The 17,134-nt window shown below is 40.6% G+C and carries 16 protein-coding genes; 4 read left to right on the forward strand and 12 right to left on the reverse strand.

Features of this window, described 5'->3' with window-relative positions; genetic code table 11:
* Window positions 1-30 precede the first annotated feature (30 nt).
* From pssA to ACIQCO_RS00130, 10 genes are all read right to left on the reverse strand, one after another.
* Window positions 31-735 (reverse strand): CDP-diacylglycerol--serine O-phosphatidyltransferase, encoded by a 705-nt coding sequence (gene pssA, locus ACIQCO_RS00085; RefSeq protein WP_400424269.1) that lies wholly within the window; start codon window positions 733-735, stop codon window positions 31-33.
* A 47-nt stretch (window positions 736-782) separates the two neighbouring features.
* The gene (locus ACIQCO_RS00090; protein WP_400424271.1) at window positions 783-1,445 is read right to left on the reverse strand and encodes a phosphatase PAP2 family protein; all 663 of its coding nucleotides are present in this window, start codon (window positions 1,443-1,445) and stop codon (window positions 783-785) included.
* A gap of 153 nt (window positions 1,446-1,598) precedes the next feature.
* Entirely contained in the window at window positions 1,599-2,399 is an 801-nt protein-coding gene (locus ACIQCO_RS00095; RefSeq protein WP_400424274.1) for a COG4705 family protein, read from the reverse strand.
* Window positions 2,400-2,565: 166 nt separating this feature from the next.
* A complete protein-coding gene (locus ACIQCO_RS00100) occupies window positions 2,566-3,252 on the reverse strand; it encodes a response regulator transcription factor (RefSeq protein WP_400424276.1) in 687 nt (228 codons plus the stop codon).
* Window positions 3,249-4,709, reverse strand: coding sequence for a sensor histidine kinase (locus ACIQCO_RS00105; RefSeq protein ID WP_400424278.1), 1,461 nt, complete (start codon window positions 4,707-4,709; stop codon window positions 3,249-3,251). The genes ACIQCO_RS00100 and ACIQCO_RS00105 overlap by 4 nt, the downstream gene beginning before the upstream one ends.
* Before the next feature lie 20 nt (window positions 4,710-4,729).
* Window positions 4,730-5,464, reverse strand: a complete 735-nt coding sequence (locus tag ACIQCO_RS00110) for an ABC transporter permease (RefSeq protein WP_400424280.1) — start codon at window positions 5,462-5,464, stop codon at window positions 4,730-4,732.
* Window positions 5,445-6,188, reverse strand: a complete 744-nt coding sequence (locus tag ACIQCO_RS00115; RefSeq protein ID WP_400424283.1) for an ABC transporter ATP-binding protein — start codon at window positions 6,186-6,188, stop codon at window positions 5,445-5,447. Before ACIQCO_RS00115 ends, ACIQCO_RS00110 begins: the two co-directional genes overlap by 20 nt.
* A 126-nt stretch (window positions 6,189-6,314) precedes the next feature.
* On the reverse strand, window positions 6,315-7,214 hold the full coding sequence (locus ACIQCO_RS00120; protein WP_400424286.1) for a hypothetical protein: 900 nt from the start codon (window positions 7,212-7,214) through the stop codon (window positions 6,315-6,317).
* 169 nt (window positions 7,215-7,383) lie between these two features.
* On the reverse strand, window positions 7,384-8,172 hold the full coding sequence (locus tag ACIQCO_RS00125) for a TerC family protein (protein ID WP_400424289.1): 789 nt from the start codon (window positions 8,170-8,172) through the stop codon (window positions 7,384-7,386).
* A 284-nt stretch (window positions 8,173-8,456) separates the two neighbouring features.
* The gene (locus ACIQCO_RS00130) at window positions 8,457-9,980 is read right to left on the reverse strand and encodes a carboxypeptidase M32 (protein WP_400424292.1); all 1,524 of its coding nucleotides are present in this window, start codon (window positions 9,978-9,980) and stop codon (window positions 8,457-8,459) included.
* Window positions 9,981-10,254: 274 nt separating this feature from the next.
* On the opposite strand from ACIQCO_RS00130, the gene ACIQCO_RS00135 reads away from it, so the two are divergent.
* The 3 genes from ACIQCO_RS00135 to ACIQCO_RS00145 are packed head-to-tail and all read left to right on the forward strand — an operon-like array spanning window position 10,255 to window position 13,915.
* Window positions 10,255-12,600 carry a xanthine dehydrogenase family protein molybdopterin-binding subunit gene (locus ACIQCO_RS00135; RefSeq protein WP_400424295.1) on the forward strand — a complete coding sequence of 782 codons (2,346 nt, stop codon included), beginning with the start codon at window positions 10,255-10,257 and terminating at the stop codon, window positions 12,598-12,600.
* Entirely contained in the window at window positions 12,597-13,436 is an 840-nt protein-coding gene (locus tag ACIQCO_RS00140; RefSeq protein ID WP_400424298.1) for an FAD binding domain-containing protein, read from the forward strand. The genes ACIQCO_RS00135 and ACIQCO_RS00140 overlap by 4 nt, the downstream gene beginning before the upstream one ends.
* Window positions 13,433-13,915 (forward strand): (2Fe-2S)-binding protein, encoded by a 483-nt coding sequence (locus tag ACIQCO_RS00145; protein ID WP_400424301.1) that lies wholly within the window; start codon window positions 13,433-13,435, stop codon window positions 13,913-13,915. The genes ACIQCO_RS00140 and ACIQCO_RS00145 overlap by 4 nt, the downstream gene beginning before the upstream one ends.
* 48 nt (window positions 13,916-13,963) lie before the next feature.
* Here the strand turns inward: ACIQCO_RS00145 and ACIQCO_RS00150 are convergent, their stop codons facing one another.
* Complete coding sequence (locus ACIQCO_RS00150; protein ID WP_400424304.1) at window positions 13,964-14,362, reverse strand: hypothetical protein; 399 nt, start codon at window positions 14,360-14,362, stop codon at window positions 13,964-13,966.
* Window positions 14,363-14,553: 191 nt separating this feature from the next.
* Between ACIQCO_RS00150 and ACIQCO_RS00155 the strand changes: the two genes are divergently transcribed.
* Entirely contained in the window at window positions 14,554-16,620 is a 2,067-nt protein-coding gene (locus tag ACIQCO_RS00155) for a peptidoglycan D,D-transpeptidase FtsI family protein (protein WP_400424306.1), read from the forward strand.
* Between the two features lie 29 nt (window positions 16,621-16,649).
* On the opposite strand, the gene ACIQCO_RS00160 is transcribed toward ACIQCO_RS00155, so the two are convergent.
* Window positions 16,650-17,105 (reverse strand): (2Fe-2S)-binding protein, encoded by a 456-nt coding sequence (locus ACIQCO_RS00160; RefSeq protein ID WP_400424309.1) that lies wholly within the window; start codon window positions 17,103-17,105, stop codon window positions 16,650-16,652.
* Between the last annotated feature and the right edge of the window lie 29 nt (window positions 17,106-17,134).

Consider the following 17,134-nt stretch of genomic DNA (forward strand, 5'->3'; position numbering starts at 1 on the left):
CTTCGTTTATATAGTTCAAGTAAATACTAATTAATTCTTTTTTTGACTATTCCTTTTTATCTTGACTAATTGGTAACTAATAAATGCAATATATAATGGTATTGCGACATAAATAAAATAAGGGAATCGATGATGTTCTTTTTTAAAGACAATATAAATTGCATAGCCAAGGAATAGCGTAATAATAATACCGTATTTAGGAAGCGGAACATCCTTTAGACTAGGAATTTTAATTGTACTTACCATCAAATAACATAAAAGGAAAAAGGCGATGACGAAGATGTAACCCAGCATTTTACCATGGAACAAAGTCAATAGTGTTAATAAGCCTCCCGCCGCCGTAATCGGAACGCCTGTAAAGTACTGTAGGGAAGATTTCACGGCGTTAATGTTGAACCTAGCTAATCGATACGCACCGAATAATGGGAAAAGACCAGCAACAGCCATGCCGATCACACCAAAGGAAGAAAAATAAGCATAATAGGCCATCATTGCAGGTGCAACACCAAAGGTAACAATATCCGCCAGTGAATCAAGTTCTTTACCAAGTTCACTTTCTACGCGCAGCATTCTGGCAATCCTTCCATCCATACTGTCAAGCATCATTCCAATTAATATCAGGATGGCCGCATTCTTATAATCCCCTTGCGCTGAATACATAATGGATAAAAAGCCAAAAAATAAGTTCGCCAGTGTAAATAAGTTAGGAATACTATTTCTTATAATATGTATCACTCCAATTTTCAATAACGAAGCATTTCAGTTTAAAAAATCACTAAACATCATGTTCCGCTTTTATATTTCTTATTATAACGCTTTTCTTGGTAAAATTGGAAAAACCAAATCGCAACAGTTAACCAAAATCCACTTGCAAGATATCCCCCAATAATATCACTTGGATAATGGACACCTAAATAGATCCGACTAATCCCAATCGCCATAATCATGAAAACACTGAAAATGATCAGGACACTTCTTCCCCATCTGCTAGGGATATGGCGCCAGAGTAAAAATGACAGAATGACATAAACCGTGAAGGCATTCATTGCATGGCCACTTGGAAAACTATACCCTGAAATATCAATTAAGCGATGGAAATTAGGACGAACCCGGTGAAAAATTAGTTTCAAAATTTGGTTTAATACCGCTGAACCAATAATAGCAGAAATGAATAATATTAATTCTAAACGATGATGTAACACTTTATAAAGGAAAATTATTAAAATGATAGTAAGGACGATGACAACAGATGAAGAACCGATTAAGGTGAAAAACTTCATCACTTTTGTTAAGGTTGGTGATTCAAGCCCCTGAATTGCTGCTATTACATCGCTATCAAAATCGATAATTTTATGGTCACTTATTAATAAAGAGATAAAGATAAAGCCAATCACGCAGACTAAACTAATGATGAAAGCTATAACTAGATGTCCTTTAAGGTTCATAATAAGATCCTTTCAATATGTATTTTCATCCACCATAAATACTTACCATATAGTACCATGAAATAAAAATAATATCACTACTATCTCATTTTCTATCCTAAAGAAAACTCGCCAATCGGCGAGCTCTATTAGTTTAATATTTAAATCATCATGTTATTCATTAGTTGAATGAGGAAGCTCGTCTCTTCTCGTCTTAGTTAAATAGATGACCAAGCATAAAATCGTTATAAGGAAGATTGCGCTCGTTCCCACTGTTCCTAGACCTAGACCACCATCTTTACGAGGCTGTGAAAGGTAATCGCCAAGAGAAGCACCGAGAGGACGGGTCAGGATGTAGGCGATCCAGAAGGACAGCACTCCATTCAATTTAAATCGGTAAAAGGCGATAGTAACGATACCTATCAGGACAGCGAACATCAGCGCTGACTTCCAGTACCCAAGGTTAAGACCCTCCGCAATGAGATCGCCTGCAGCAGTTCCTAATGCAAAGGTGAACAAAATAGCCAGCCAGTAGAACGCCTCACGCTTGGTGGTGTAGATGGAGTGAATGGAAAGAGTTTTCTCACTCGCATACCAGGCTGCAAATGCCACCGCCAAAGCGAGACTGAAGAAGACGGTTGTCGTCACTAGAGATACGCCAAGGTTATCCACCAAATTATCAGTTATAAGCGTTCCGACGACGCTAATCATCACGACTGCAAGCCAGTAGATACTTGGCACGTATTTCCTCGACCGGAACTGGAAGAACAGGATAATGACTAAAAGACATGCCATGACAATCGTTGTATTAGTTAAGCCCCATTTTAAATTGATATTCAGGAAGTCTGCGGCCGTTTCGCCTATAGTTGTGGCCATGATCTTGATAATCCAGAAGAAAATCGTGACTTCCGGAACCTTGTTCAACATCTTCCGTCCAATACTTTTATTACCATATTTACCCTCAGAATACTCCATTTAGTAATCCTCCTACTTTCCACTAACCGATAGGTTTATTTAAGCTTTTCACTAATCTGAATTTATATTCATGAATGTCCTTTGATAAATTAACTATTTTGTTTCGATTTTTTATTTTTCCATTTAAATACGAGGTAACATAGGGTAAAAATGAAATTTTACTATTTTACCCTTTAAATCTGTATCCTGCTCCCCATACAGTTTCGATATATTGAGGATTAGATGGATCAGTTTCAATTTTTTCACGAATTTTTCGAATGTGGACAGTAACCGTTGAAATGTCACCCAACGAATCAAGGCCCCATAACTTTTCAAATAATTGCTCTTTGCTAAAGACATGGTTTGGATGGAGCGCAAAGAAGGTTAGCACATCAAACTCTTTTGTGGTAACAGCCACTTCTTGATTATTAACATAAACCCGTCTTGAAGCTTGATCAATCCGAAGACCACGCACCATAATACTGGCATTTTGCGGTTCCCTTCCAATTAGTCTTTGATAACGAGATAGATGCGCCTTAACCCTTGCAACCAGCTCACTCGGACTAAATGGCTTGACAATATAATCATCGGCACCTAGTCCCAAGCCACGGATTTTATCAATGTCTTCTTTTTTGGCAGAAACCATAAGGATGGGGATATCCTTTTCGGTTCGGATTGCTTTGCAAATCTGAAAGCCATCAACCCCTGGAAGCATAAGATCGAGCAATACCAAATCGACCTTCTCATTTATAGCTTTTTGTAAGCCCTCATCACCTGTTAATGCGATCTCAACCGAAAAACCATCTATTTCCAAATAATCCCGTTCAAGCTCAGCAATACTTTTATCATCTTCAATAATTAAGATCCGTTTCAATTGTCTTCACCTGCTTTTCTTAACGTAAAAAGAATCTTTGTTCCTTGTCCTTTTTGACTTTCTGCCCAGATGGAACCATGATGTTCTTCGATGATTCGCCTGGCAATTGATAACCCCAGGCCACTACCGCCTTTTTCCGTTCCTCGTGCCATATCGACACGGTAAAAGCGGTCAAAAATCATCGGTAATTTCTCTTCCTCAATTCCTGGACCGTTGTCAGTCATTTTAAAAAGAACATAAGAATCTACTGTAGATAAATGAAAGGAAAGCTCCTTGGCCGGTTTATCGATATACTTCAAAGAATTATCGACAATATTGGTTATGACCCGTTTCAGGTGCTCACGGTCAGCGATGATTAGATAATCACCATTTTTTTCTATATTTAAACTGATTCCAACCTTCTTTTCCTCCAAATCAAACCGCAGTTCTTCAACAAAATCCTGAAGGTAGTGATCAAACTGAATGTTTTCAAAATGAAAAGGAAGGCGCTGTAAGTCTAATTTCGAATATAAAAACAGTTCATCAATCATATGATCCAAATCGATTGATTTTGAATGAATCGTTTGAATGTAGCGATCGATTTTTTCGGGGCTGTTGGCCACTCCATCGCGAATTCCTTCCACATACCCTTTAATGGTCGTAATCGGTGTTTTTAGATCATGAGAAATATTGGCGATTAACTCTTTGCGATTTTCCTCATAGGCTAACTGCTTTTCAATCGATTCTTTTAACCTAACCCTCATTTCCTCAAACCCTTGGGCAAGTTGTCCGATTTCATCCTTGGATTTAACTGGAATCGGTTGATTAAGGTTTCCTTCTTTTATTTGCTCAGCAGCTTTCTGTAATCTTCGAATCGGGCGGATAATACTTCTTGACACATAGTAAGTGAGTAAACCATTCGTTACAATTAAAATTAATAGCAAAACAATAAATAAAATTGGGAATGAGGAACGAACAAATTTGGCAAAACTGCTGGCATCCGTTACAAAAAACAAGGAACCTTCTGACCCATCAGGAAAGAAAAAATCAAGCTTTTTTATCGAAATAAATTGATGATTAATTTGTTCAACCGGATCAACTTCACCAAATAACCCAAATGGCGGAAGTTCCTCCTTGTCTAACCCTTTTAATTTTGCTGGTAGGTAGACAATGTTTTGTCCTTTTCTCACTACTAATGAAGTGTTACCCGCCTTATTTAATTGACCGTCAATTTCTTTTAAATAGGTTGGATTCAAAAATTGTTCCGGGTTTTTCAGTGTTTCCTTGTGTAAATCAATATATAATTGATCCTTCTCAGAAATATGATGGTAATGCTCCGGTGGCAGGTAGATGTTTCGCAATTCTTTTATATCCCCTCTAAAAAGCAAGGCCACTAAAAGTGCAGATAAAACAACGAAAAAGATGGGCACTAAAATCATTGCGAGATTGGATAATAAAAGTCTAAAACGAATCGACATCTATTCCACTACTTTCTAATTTAGAATTCTTTTTTACTAAACTTATAATAGCCCAGCGTGAAGAATAATGCACAAAATGATAAAAGATAAAGGGTTCTGCCAAAAGTGACGATATTCATCCCATTATTGATCCAGCGCTGATACCAGTCATTATCGTATGCCGGCAGCCACTGGGCAACGGTTGGAAAAAGATAGGTTAAAACGACCATTACTAAGTAAAGGAGGATAGAAAATGTCAATGCCTTGCTGCTAGAACCGAACCATAACGCAAGGAAACTTAAGAGGATTCCAATTGCCATTAATGGAAACCATGATAACAAAAACGCTGAGAGGCCCATTAACAAACCAGTAAAGGTGAAATTTTCGAGCCAAATGGCACCTGTTATTAATGATGAAAGGCAGACCAGCAATAATAGCGTCAATAAGTAGATACCAATACAGACAATCTTGGAAGTAAACAGTTTGTACCGTGATAATGGACGGACGAGAAGGAAGGAAAGTGTCTTTTGTTCTTGTTCCCCAGCAAACATATCACTAACGCAAAGGGCCAATAATAATGGCAGGTAAAAGGATACGGCTAAACTTAAAATCACAAGTGGGAAGGACTCGCCATCGAATGCGGTGAAACCAAACTTGTTTTGCATCATTTGAATAGCCGGCCCAACTAGTAAAGGGAATATTGCAGAGAGGCAAAACAAGACAATGGTTGATTTTTTTCGTACTAACTTATTCCACTCATTTTGTAAGTTCAACATTTTCGTTCACTTCCTTCCCTTTACGGATGTTGTCCATATAAAAAGATTCAAATGTTTGACCTTCAGCTAATTGATTTTTAGCCACTTCGCCAATAATTTCCCCCTTAGAAAGAATGGCGATTCGATTACATAAACGCTCAACCTCATCAATCAAATGAGTGGAAAGGATAAAGGTAACACCCTCCTCACTAGCCAACCGGCTAATAAGCTCCTGAAAATCAAGTTTCCCTTCAATATCCAGACCATTTGTTGGTTCGTCTAAAATAACAAAAGATGGTTTGGAAAGTAAGGCTGCCGCTAAATATAAACGCTGACGCATTCCTGTTGAGAAAGATTTCACCTTTTCATGCTTGTGAGCCTCCATTCCCACCCATTGGAGTACTTCATCAATTCTCCCTTTTTCAAGAGATGGATACAGTCTCGATGCTAACAGGAGATTTTCATATGCCGTTAAATAATCAAACGCTTCGACCCCGCTGATTAGTGTCCCAACCGATTGCATTGCTTGTTCAAATTGATCCATGACATGATACCCATTAATCACTATTTCCCCTTGATCTGGACGGCATAATGCCACAATACACTTCATTAATGTTGTTTTCCCGGCACCGTTTGGACCTAATAACCCGAAAATTTCACCATGTTCCACGGAAAAACTAATATTTTTAACACCGCGGCCATTTTTATATTGCTTTGTTACGTTTCGCAGTTCGAGAACCGGCATGCATCTCACTCCTTTTTAACGTATCTTTATATAAGCAAGTTTTCCACTTGTACTCTTCAATTTTTAGAACCAGGGGCAGAGGAATATGTCCCCTGCCACATCGGTTATTTTCTTTACCTTTGTAAATTAATCCTCATGTCCATCATGCTTGTCTTGTACTTTAACAACCTTTTTGCCTGTCAAATCCACGCCTGATACTTTTGAATTATTTAACTGATCGAATGTGTTTGTAAGCTTTAATACAAGATCATGGTGTGTACCATTTACATCCTCACCGGAAACATAAATAGTCGCTTCTTGACCGGTTAAGTAATCATTCTTATCCACTACGCCTTTTAAGACAACACGGGATACATTAATGTTATTTTTTAGTTGTGGAAGCTCTGGTTTTAGGTCAGCCAACTGTAAGGAGCCGAATTCTGCTTTTTCCTTATGATCCTTTTGCTGGTCGATATTCTTAAGGAAGAATGACACAACAGCCTGTCCAACGGCAGGAATTTGATTTTTAGATAGATCGAGCTGCAGCTCCGTATTTCCGTTGGCACCAACACTCGTTGTAATCTTATCTTGATAATTTTTTGTTACAGCATCAAAGATAGCCTCTACATCTTTTTGCATTTGCGGCGAGAGGTTTTCATCTTTATGCTCCTTACGTTTAAACTCCTTCTTATGTTCACTTTCGTCTTTTACATAATAGTTGTCATCCTTGCTGCTCTTCACGACCGTCTGATTCGCTTTTGAAAAATAATCTACTTTTGTAGTGGTTCCGCCATTTGTCACACTGACGGTGCTATTTCCGGATTCATCCTTTAAATTTGCTGTGTTCAAAGAATCAACCTGGTAAATCTCCTTGACATTATCTGTTAAGGACGCTGAGGTATGGGCAGTAAAACTGTTGATGGTATGGGTCTTTTTAACTGCTGTTTTAAACAAGTCGTATCCAGATGTGGAAGCAGATGCCGATAAAACACCTCCAGCCATTAATAATCCACTGACGCCAACTGCGGCCAGGACTTTCTTATTCATTTTTCTTCCTCCTTCAAGGCATAGTGTTGTTACATGATAAGAATAGACGACCAAACTAAACAGACTATTAATGAAATATTAATAATTTCTTAAATCGGAAGGTTTTGGTAAAAGATTGGAAATAAAAAAAGCAATCCTCCCATATAGAAAGAATTGCTTTCCAAAAAGGTTATGAAATTTTCGGTTCCTTTTTCACTGATTCACTGGCTTTATCTTTGGAGAAAAACCATCCGGCAGCAGCAATCCCGACTAACACGACGTAAAAGCTTACTTTCCATTCAGTTGAATGGGCAAATTCCTCGCTAAGAATTGCTAACGCCGAATGTGAAAGTGTGTAGACAGCAAGCTTCACACCAACCCAGCCAACAATCGCAAAGGCTGCAATTTCCAAACCTGGTCTTCTTTCTAACAGCTTCACAAACTGATTAGCAGCAAAGCGCATAATCACTAACCCGATTATTCCACCTGCAAAAATAACCATGAATTTTCCTCCGTCAAGGCCGCCGATATTTGGCAGCGGGGTATCCGGGAGGACAACCGCCATCGCTACAGCAGCGAGAATGGAGTCGACAGCAAAAGCAATATCCGCCAATTCAACTTTTAACACCGTCGTCCAAAAGCCGCTATTCTTTTTGGAAATTTCCTGGTTCACAGGCTGCTCCGATTTCCCTTTAACAACCTTGCGGAAAATATGATTCCCCGCCATGAATAATAGATATAGCGCGCCAATCGCTTGCACCTGCCACACATCCACAAGGAACGAAATCGCGAATAGTGAAGCAAAACGGAACACAAACGCTCCCGCCAAGCCATAAAATAAAGCCTTTTTTCGTTTTTCTTCTGGAAGATCCTTAACCATAATTGCTAGTACTAAGGCGTTATCTGCTGCCAAAAGCCCTTCCAAGCCCACCAAAATAACTAACACCCAGCCGTATTCCAGTAACAAACTAAAATCCATGAATATTTCCTCCTCTAAAGTAAGTTTTTTTCTAAAATAGTTCCCACTCGCCAATAAAAATAGGCCTTTACTGATGACAGTAAAGGCCTAAAGAAAACAGAAAAAGACCTTTACCGTAAAGTAAAGGTCTTGCTAACAACGTCCATGTTGCCAATAAAGCCGGAGAAGGATTTCTCGAAGTGACGACTTTATTGTAGCAGCTACTCCCCTTTAAAAAGGAAATATTTTTTTACTATTAATATAGTATACTTTTAAGCGGTTGTCAATGTGAAGCTTTAGAACGATTATAATCCATATACCTCGCAGTATTTTTGCTCAAGATACTCGACAAGATAGTCGGCATTTAATTCCTCACCGGTTACTTTTACAATCAGTTCATTCGGAGTATAAAGCTTTCCATATTGATGAATGTTTTCCTTTAGCCATTCTTGAAGCAGGTCAAAGCGGCCATTTTCAATGAGATGATAGAAATCCGGCAAATCTTTTTTGATGGTCCGAAGAATTTGCGCTGCATAAAGATTCCCTAATGAATAGGACGGGAAATAGCCAATTCCGCCAAAGGACCAATGAACATCCTGAAGGACGCCCTCCGAGTCCGTACTTGGTGTCACCCCAAGGTAATCATGCATTTTCCGGTTCCAAATAGCCGGCAGGTCCTTCGCTTCAATCACCCCTGCAATCAGGTCTTTTTCAATTTCATACCGCAGCATGATATGCAGATTATATGTTAATTCATCCGCCTCCACACGAATTAGCGATGGCTGGACAGTGTTAACGGCACGATAAAATTCGTCAACACTAACATTTTCAAGTTGTGCAGGAAAATGGGTTTGCAGCTGCGGGTAAAAATAATACCAGAATTCCCTGCTTCGTCCGACCATATTTTCTAAAAATCTTGATTGCGACTCATGAATTCCAAACGATGCCCCGCTCTGAAGAACAGATTCCTCAAATTCAGGATTCACATGCTGCTCATAAATACCATGCCCTGCTTCATGAATTGTTCCGAAAAGGGCTGAGCGGACATTTTTTGCTAGATAACGGGTTGTTAAGCGGACATCGCCAATCGTTACCGTTTGTGCAAACGGATGAACGGTTTCGTCCAATCTGCCTGCCTCCATGTCAAAGCCAATTATCGGCAGGATATAGCGGTTAAATGCTTTTTGGGTCTCAATATCAAATGATTGATCAAAAACCTCGACAGCTGTCGACTTTCCATGTTTCTGAATCCGCTCTAGTAGTTTAACGCTTGATTCTCTTAGTTTAGCAAATAACGGGTCTAGTCTTTTCACCGTTAAACCCGGTTCAAATTCGTCAAGAAGTGCATCGTATGGATGCTCCTCATAGCCATAAATTTCCGCAAACTTCCGCCTAAATTGAACTATTTTCTCTAAATATGGAAGGTAGTGGGCGAAATCATTGTTGGCTCTCGCCTCCTCCCAGGCATCATTGGCTTGGCCCGTTAAGATGCTGTATTCCTGAAAAAGGTCAGCCGGGATCCTTTTCGATTTTTGATAGTATTCTCTATATTCTCGAACCTTTGCTTTTGTCGCAGCATCCAAATCACGTACTGCTGATAATTTTTCTAACAAATTGCCCATTTCCTCTGAAACGGAAAGTTTAAACACTTCCGTCCGTAATGTCCCGATAGCTTTCGCAAACACATTTCGCCCTTTTTTCGGAGCCATAACCTTTGAATCCCAGTCAGTTAGACCTATGATACTTGAAAAATGAGTAATTTTTTGATCTAATGCTCTAAATTGTTCCAATACGGTCTGTAAATCTTGATCCATCACTTTTTGTTCCATATGGAGCCCCCCCTAAACATGATTCTATTTCTTAAAGAATAGCAGTTGCAGAAACCGCCACATCCACTTTATTATAATTTAAAAAATTCAAATAAGGGGAAAGATTAGAAAACTTTTTGTTTGATCAAGAAAAGATGCCGGCTATTGAACTTATCAGCTTTCACTAACTCTAATAATCAAACCTGTATAAATTTAACATATAGAAGGAAAACTAAGCTTTAATGCAGGAAGATCCAACGCTTAGTCGATAACGTATTGAGGAGGCCATTTTTTTATGCAGGACAGAACAGGGGCGGCAGTTGGAAAGCCGATACAAAGAATTGATGCCGTTGAAAAAGCAGCAGGAACAGTTCGATACATAGACGACTATACTTTACCCGGCTTGGCCTACGCAAAGCTGGTTAAAAGCAGCTTTGCCCACGCTAAGATTAACTCAATTGACTCAACAGAGGCATGGAAGATACCCGGAGTTCGTGCGATTATCACAGGAAAAATGTTTCCGTTTCATATTGGCCCTATCCTCGCAGATCGGCCTCCGTTGGCGATTGAAAAAGTCCGCTATTACGGCGAACCGGTTGCCATCGTTGTTGCTGACCATGAACACCAAGCAAAAAGAGCTGCCTCCCTCGTAAAAGTCAATTACGAACCATTGCCAGTGGTCAATTCCGTACGGGACGCCTTTCAAACTGGAGCTCCCTTAGTCCATGAAAACTCTGGCCAATACATGAAAATCATTAGCAATGTATACCCCGTTCAGGGAACAAACATTGGCAGCCATATTAAGATTCGCAAGGGTGATTTCATTAAGACCTGGAAAGCTTGCACGACAAAGGTGAAAGAAACCTACTCTTTTAATCTATCCGATCATGCTGCCCTAGAAACGAGAAGTACTAGGGTCGAAATAAAATCTTCCGGCAAGGTGATAATTCATACCACGACGCAATCACCTTTTACGATAAAAAAAGTCATGAATCAATTCTTTAATATTGAACTGGGCAATATCATTGTCCACACGACAATTGTGGGCGGTGCATTTGGAGGGAAAGGTACTGTCCAGCTAGAACCACTCGCATATTTAGCCTCAAAAGCCATTGGCGGAAAAATGGTGAAATTGAATTATGAACGCGAAGAAGATCTGATTACGGCTCCCTGCCACATTGGCGTGGAAGCGACGATTTCGCTTGGAACCAATAAAGACGGGAAAATCATCGCAGGACAATACACGTTTTTGATTGATTCAGGTGCTTATACGGACCAGGCGGCTGGAATTACCCGTGCCATGGCTCTTGATTGTACTGGACCATATAATGTCCCGAATGTTTGGTGTGATTCTTACTGCATGTATACCAATCATCCCTACGCCACATCTTTCAGGGGATACGCCCATCCGGAACTTACCTTTGCCGTCGAACGGACTATGGACCAGCTAGCCCAAAAATTAACGATTGACCCTATCGAGCTCCGAAAAATGAATACGATTCAACCGGGAGACACTTCACCAACCCAGTCTGTCATTACCGCTAATAACATTGGCGATACTTTGAAATGCCTAGAAAGAGCAAAGGAACTCATTCAATGGGATGAGGGACAGCGGCTTGAAATCAGCAACAATAAAATAAGAGCAAAAGGGATTAGTACATTTTGGAAAACATCAACAACGGCCACGAATGCCCAGTCAGGAGCAATTCTAAAGTTTGAAGCAGACGGCAGTGTGAATTTGAACTGTGCGGCAATTGAATTAGGACAAGGAACAAAAACCATTTTAGCGCAAATTATCGCTGAAAGATTAAAGCTGGATATGAATAAGATTCATATCACCATGGAAGTTAATTCCTCCTATGATCCACATCAATGGCGGACAGTTGCCAGCAGTACGACATTTCTAGCAGGCAGAGCCGTATTGGCCGCCTGTGATGATGCGATTTCGCAGCTAAAAAGAACGGCCTCAATCGCCTTGCAATGTTCTAAGGAGGATTTAGAGGTGGGCGGCGGCCGCGTTTATCTAAAACCAAATCCCGAATACGGTATCCAAATAAAGGATATTGCTTTAGGCTATCAATTCCCAAATGGGCATGCGGTGGAAGGTCAGGTAGTCGGTCACGGAAAATACATTCAAAGGCATTTAACCCCCATGGATAATGAAACAGGGTTCGGTAAGCCCGGACCGTGGTGGTCTGTAGGAACACAAGCAATTGAAGTCGAATGGGATACAAGGGATTATACGTACAAAATTTTAAAAGCAGTAACAGTGCTTGACGGCGGTACCATCATTAACCCAGCGACTGCAGCCCAGCAAATGAGAGGCGGAATGTATTTAGGTCTTAGCTTTGCCAGCAGCGAAGCGTTTCTTTTTAATGAAGAAGGAATTATTCAAAACCCGCAATTACGGACCTATCAAATTATCAGATTTGGCGAACAGCCTGTCAAATATCTGGTTGACTTTATTGAATCCCCTGCAGCTGACGGGCCATACGGGGCGCGCGGAATCGGCGAATATGGGGTGATTGGCATGGCGGGGGCACTTGCCAACAGTCTTTCCGCGGCAGCACAAGTAGAATTGAATCATTTGCCATTAATTCCTGAGTTGATTTGGAAGACAAAGAAGGAGCACTTGAAATGATTCCGTTTGACTTTGAATATTACAAACCCGATACCATTACTGAGGCAATTCAGACGTTTCAGGATATGGAGAGTCAGAGGAAAAAGGTCATCTATTATAGCGGCGGGACAGAATTTATTACTTTTTCGCGAATAAATAAACTGAGTGCTGACGCAATTATTGATCTGAAAGGGATTCCTGAATGCCAAGTATTGGAATCCCAAGGAGACCTGCTGGTTTTCGGTTCCGCCGTTTCATTAAATAAAATTACCCAATCCAATTTATTTCCGCTTCTCGGTCAAGCCGTCAAACAGATAGCGGACCATACATCAAGAAACAAGATTACAATAGGCGGCAATCTCCATAGCCGGTTAATCTATCGCGAAGCGGCTCTTCCGCTGCTTTTGGCCGACGCGCAAGTGAAAATTGCCGGCAAGGATGGTGAACAAATTGTTGATTTGAAGGATATCTTTCAGCAAGAAATGAAATTGGAACCGGGGCAGTTCCTTGTGCAAATTTTAGTAGAAAAATCCTATGGCGCCTCTCAGTATGTCAGCCTAAAGAAAACAAAAGTCTCTAAAGTCGGTTATCCAGTCGTTTCTCTTGCAGCAGTAGCAAAAGACAGCCAGATCCGTGCGGCATTTAGCGGTGTCTGTGCGTATCCCTTTAGGTCTATACAAATGGAAGCGGCATTAAATGATACTTCCCTTCCAATCGAAAAGCGGATTGAACAAGCACTTCACCTCCTTCCCGCACCCATTATTGATGATATTCAGGCTTCTAGAGATTACCGTGAATTTGTGTTAATTAATGCACTAAAAGATGCGATGGATGCATTGAAGGGGGCGGTCTCATGATCAAAAATGGTTCATCTAAATCAGTTATAAAATTACATGTGAATGGAGATAGTCACGAGGTAACCATTCGTTCAGCTGACACGCTCCTATATACATTGAGAGAACAGCTTGGGTTAAGTGGTGCAAAGCGTGCTTGTGAAAATGGCGATTGCGGCGCCTGCACAGTCCTAATAAACAACGAACCAATGCATTCTTGTTTGTCACTGGACATCGAATCCATCAACCAGCCAATAACGACCATCGAAGGTCTAAATGATTCTATCATTCAAAAAGCTTTTGTAGAAAAATGGGCGATTCAATGCGGCTATTGTACACCAGGTTTTATCTTAAATTGCCATGCATTAGCAGAAACAAAGCCCAATGCAACGGATGAAGTAATCGAAGAATGGATGCAGTCCAATCTTTGCCGCTGCACAGGATACCAAGAAATTAAAGAAGCGGTTAAGACTGTTTTACAAGCAAAGACGAACAAAATTTGAACAAAATAAAATGCCCAGCCTTAGAAAGACTGGGGTCTCCGATTCCACTTACCCTTTTTTGAAGCTGTAATTTCCCTGATTTAAGGATTCAACCAGGCTAAGTGTTTGTGCTGCCTGTTCAATTTGCTGCTGAATCTGTTCTAGTTGCTGTTGCTGGGCCGTTTGCGATTGGGTGACCGCAAGCCCCTGCATTTGATTAAGCTGGCCTGCTGCCTGTCCAAGCTGCTGAGCAGCTTGCTGCAGCGCCTGTGGATTATTCATCGCAACGTTTTGCTGTATCGTTGTTGCTGCCTGCTGTAGTGTTTGGAGCGCTTGCTGCTTCCCAGTTTGAAATTGCTGCTCCACCATTGACTGATTTTGCTGCTGTTCTATTTCCTGCTGCTGCATCTTTTGTTGTTTAAAGCTTTGTGATTGCAGTTGCTGTTGGTTTTGGTTTTGCTTTTCCATCAGTAATCCTCCTTTGGCATGTCATAAAATTAGTTTTGATAAAATGATTCCTTTCTATCCATCAGAAAGCGAACTGATCGTTTAGACTATTCCCTAAATTTCGAAAGTATTTTCCATTATTTGTTGTTCCCCCTTTTGAGATAAGGCATAATAAAAGAAATGAATTGTAGGTAAAAGGATGTGGATACTCGTTGGAGCAACAAAAAAAGAAAAAAAGCCATTTCCCCTTTCGCTTGAATATTCTTTTCTTTAGTGTGTTTTTACTATTCTCCGTCCTTATTTTACGATTAGGCTTTGTCCAAATTGTCTATGGAGAAAACTTCAAAAGGGATTTAGATAGAAAAGAGGATTTTACCATCAGTAATCCAGTACCTCGGGGAAAAATGTACGACCGGGATTACAAAGTTATCGTCGATAATATTCCAAAAAAAGCAATCACCTTTACAAATGAAGGCTTCAGCCAAAAAGAAATGCTGTCAACAGCAGAAAAATTAGCCAAATTGATTACTAAAAACACGGATAAAGTTACCGACCGGAACAAGCGGGAGTTCTGGATTATGAAATATCCCAAGTTAGCTGATGCTAAAATTACTGATAAAGAAATAGCCTTATATGAGGCAAAAAAATTAACTGATAAAGACATCTACAAGCTTAAATTGGACCGCATTACTGACAACGAATTAGTTTTTACAAATGAGGAACTTGAAGTATTGGCGATTTACCGTGAGTTTAGCAGCGGCTATAAATTTACCCCGCAAATCGTCAAAAATGAGGATGTTACCGAGAAGGAATTTGCGATTGTCAGTGAAAATCTTCAATTCCTTCCTGGGGTTGATACGACAACCGATTGGGAGCGGTCCTACGCCTTTGAAAATACCTTAAGATCTGTATTAGGGAAGGTAACAAAATCTGATGAAGGACTGCCTGCTGAGCAATTGGATTATTTTTTGGCAAGAGGATACAGTCTTAATGACCGCATTGGAAAAAGTCAGCTAGAACTTCAGTATGAGGATGTGCTTCATGGTACGAAATCAAAGATTAAAAATAGTATCGATAAAACAGGCAATATCATTGAAACCAATGTTATTAGCGGCGGAAAAAAAGGGAAAGATCTCGTTTTAACGATTGATATGAACTTGCAAATGGCGATCGATAAGATTGTCGAAGAGGAACTATGGGTCACAAAGCAATCACCGGGGACGAAACTAACAGACCGGGCCTATGTCGTTTTAATGGACCCGCGAACAGGTGAGGTCTTAACAATGTCCGGGAAAAAAATTGTTAAAAATAAAGAAACGGGCAGGTCGGAAATGGAAGATGACGCACTTGGAACCTTTACGACAACCTACAACGTTGGTTCTGTTGTAAAGGGGGCAACCATTTTAACCGGTTATAAAACAGGAGCCATTTCTCCTGGTACCTCTTTTGATGATGCCGGGATAAAGATAAAAGATACCCCGATTAAAAAGTCATATACATATTTAGGAAAATTAAATGAACTCGATGCCTTAAAGAAATCTTCCAACGTTTATATGTTCCAAACCGCGATTAGAATCGGGAAAGGTCATTATGAATATGATCAACCGTTGAATTTCAGTAACAAAAATGCCTTTGAGGATATTCGGAATTCATTTGCTTCCTTTGGCCTTGGAGCAAGAACGGGAATTGATTTGCCAAATGAGCAGACCGGATTAAAAGGGCAAAGTAGGCTCCCAGGATATTTGTTCGACCTTGTTATCGGTCAATATGATACGTATTCGGCGATGCAGCTGGCCCAGTATGCTTCAACGATTGCAAATGGCGGCTATCGGATGCAGCCCCATATAGTGAAAGAATTTCGTGAATCTGCCGTTGAATCCATTGAACTTGGAACTGTCGCTCAAGAAATCCATCCTACCGTTCTGAATACCATCGATGTGAAAAAACAGTGGATGTCTAATGTCCAAACTGGCTTTAAAAAGGTCATGCAGGAACCAGGAGGAACGGCCTATAATTTCTTTGGAAAGGCGGCATACTCACCAGCAGGAAAAACAGGAACCGCCGAAGCCTTTTATGATGGCCCTTTACGCAGTAACTATGGCAAGGAACCGCCTCCCGTTATGAACTTAAGCTTGATCGGCTATGCCCCAAGCGCAAATCCCGAAGTGGCCATGGCCGTGTTAGTTCCATGGGCTTACGAAGGAACCGTTGATAATCGTGCAAGCCTCAGGATTGGCAAAAGGGTACTGGATACGTATTTTCAAATGAAAAACCAATAAAGAAATGAAGGTCGCCATTTTTGGCGCCTTCATTTCTTGTTTAAAACTGATTTCACAGCCTTCTCAATCTCAATATAGCTCGTACAGCGGCAAATGTTCGACTCAAGCCACTCTTTAATCGTTTGATCATCGGCATCCGGATGCTGCTCGATTAACGAATGACAGTTCATAATAAAGCCGGGTGTGCAATAACCGCATTGGAAAGCGAAGTTTTCGACAAAAGCTTGTTGGATGGGGGTCTCCCTCAGTCCTTCAATCGTGGTAACCCTTTTCCCAACCGCCTCTACCGCAAGCATCAAACACGACTTCATCGGCCACCCATCGACATTCACCGTGCATGCCCCGCAGTCACCATTTAAGCAGCCTGGCTTTGCACCTGTCAGACCGAGCTTACTTCTTAGTGTATACAAAAGAATATCAGCAGCCCTGACAGTGACAATATGGCTTTCTCCGTTTATATTTAACGTAATTGTGTGGGATTGCAAGTTTCATCCTCCCCCCTTCAAGCCAAACT

Source organism: Neobacillus sp. NPDC093127 (assembly GCF_044754175.1).
Taxonomy (GTDB): Bacteria; Bacillota; Bacilli; order Bacillales; family Cytobacillaceae; genus Neobacillus.

Excerpts from the sequence above, each read along its gene's own strand:
- ACIQCO_RS00090 (WP_400424271.1), bottom strand. The coding sequence starts at position 1,445 with ATGAACCTTAAAGGACATCTAGTTATAGCTTTCATCATTAGTTTAGTC.
- ACIQCO_RS00095 (WP_400424274.1), bottom strand. The coding sequence starts at position 2,399 with ATGGAGTATTCTGAGGGTAAATATGGTAATAAAAGTATTGGACGGAAG.
- ACIQCO_RS00105 (WP_400424278.1), bottom strand. The coding sequence starts at position 4,709 with ATGTCGATTCGTTTTAGACTTTTATTATCCAATCTCGCAATGATTTTA.
- ACIQCO_RS00110 (WP_400424280.1), bottom strand. The coding sequence starts at position 5,464 with ATGTTGAACTTACAAAATGAGTGGAATAAGTTAGTACGAAAAAAATCA.
- ACIQCO_RS00115 (WP_400424283.1), bottom strand. The coding sequence starts at position 6,188 with ATGCCGGTTCTCGAACTGCGAAACGTAACAAAGCAATATAAAAATGGC.
- ACIQCO_RS00120 (WP_400424286.1), bottom strand. The coding sequence starts at position 7,214 with ATGAATAAGAAAGTCCTGGCCGCAGTTGGCGTCAGTGGATTATTAATG.
- ACIQCO_RS00125 (WP_400424289.1), bottom strand. The coding sequence starts at position 8,172 with ATGGATTTTAGTTTGTTACTGGAATACGGCTGGGTGTTAGTTATTTTG.
- ACIQCO_RS00130 (WP_400424292.1), bottom strand. The coding sequence starts at position 9,980 with ATGGAACAAAAAGTGATGGATCAAGATTTACAGACCGTATTGGAACAA.
- ACIQCO_RS00135 (WP_400424295.1), top strand. The coding sequence starts at position 10,255 with ATGCAGGACAGAACAGGGGCGGCAGTTGGAAAGCCGATACAAAGAATT.
- ACIQCO_RS00140 (WP_400424298.1), top strand. The coding sequence starts at position 12,597 with ATGATTCCGTTTGACTTTGAATATTACAAACCCGATACCATTACTGAG.
- ACIQCO_RS00145 (WP_400424301.1), top strand. The coding sequence starts at position 13,433 with ATGATCAAAAATGGTTCATCTAAATCAGTTATAAAATTACATGTGAAT.
- ACIQCO_RS00150 (WP_400424304.1), bottom strand. The coding sequence starts at position 14,362 with ATGGAAAAGCAAAACCAAAACCAACAGCAACTGCAATCACAAAGCTTT.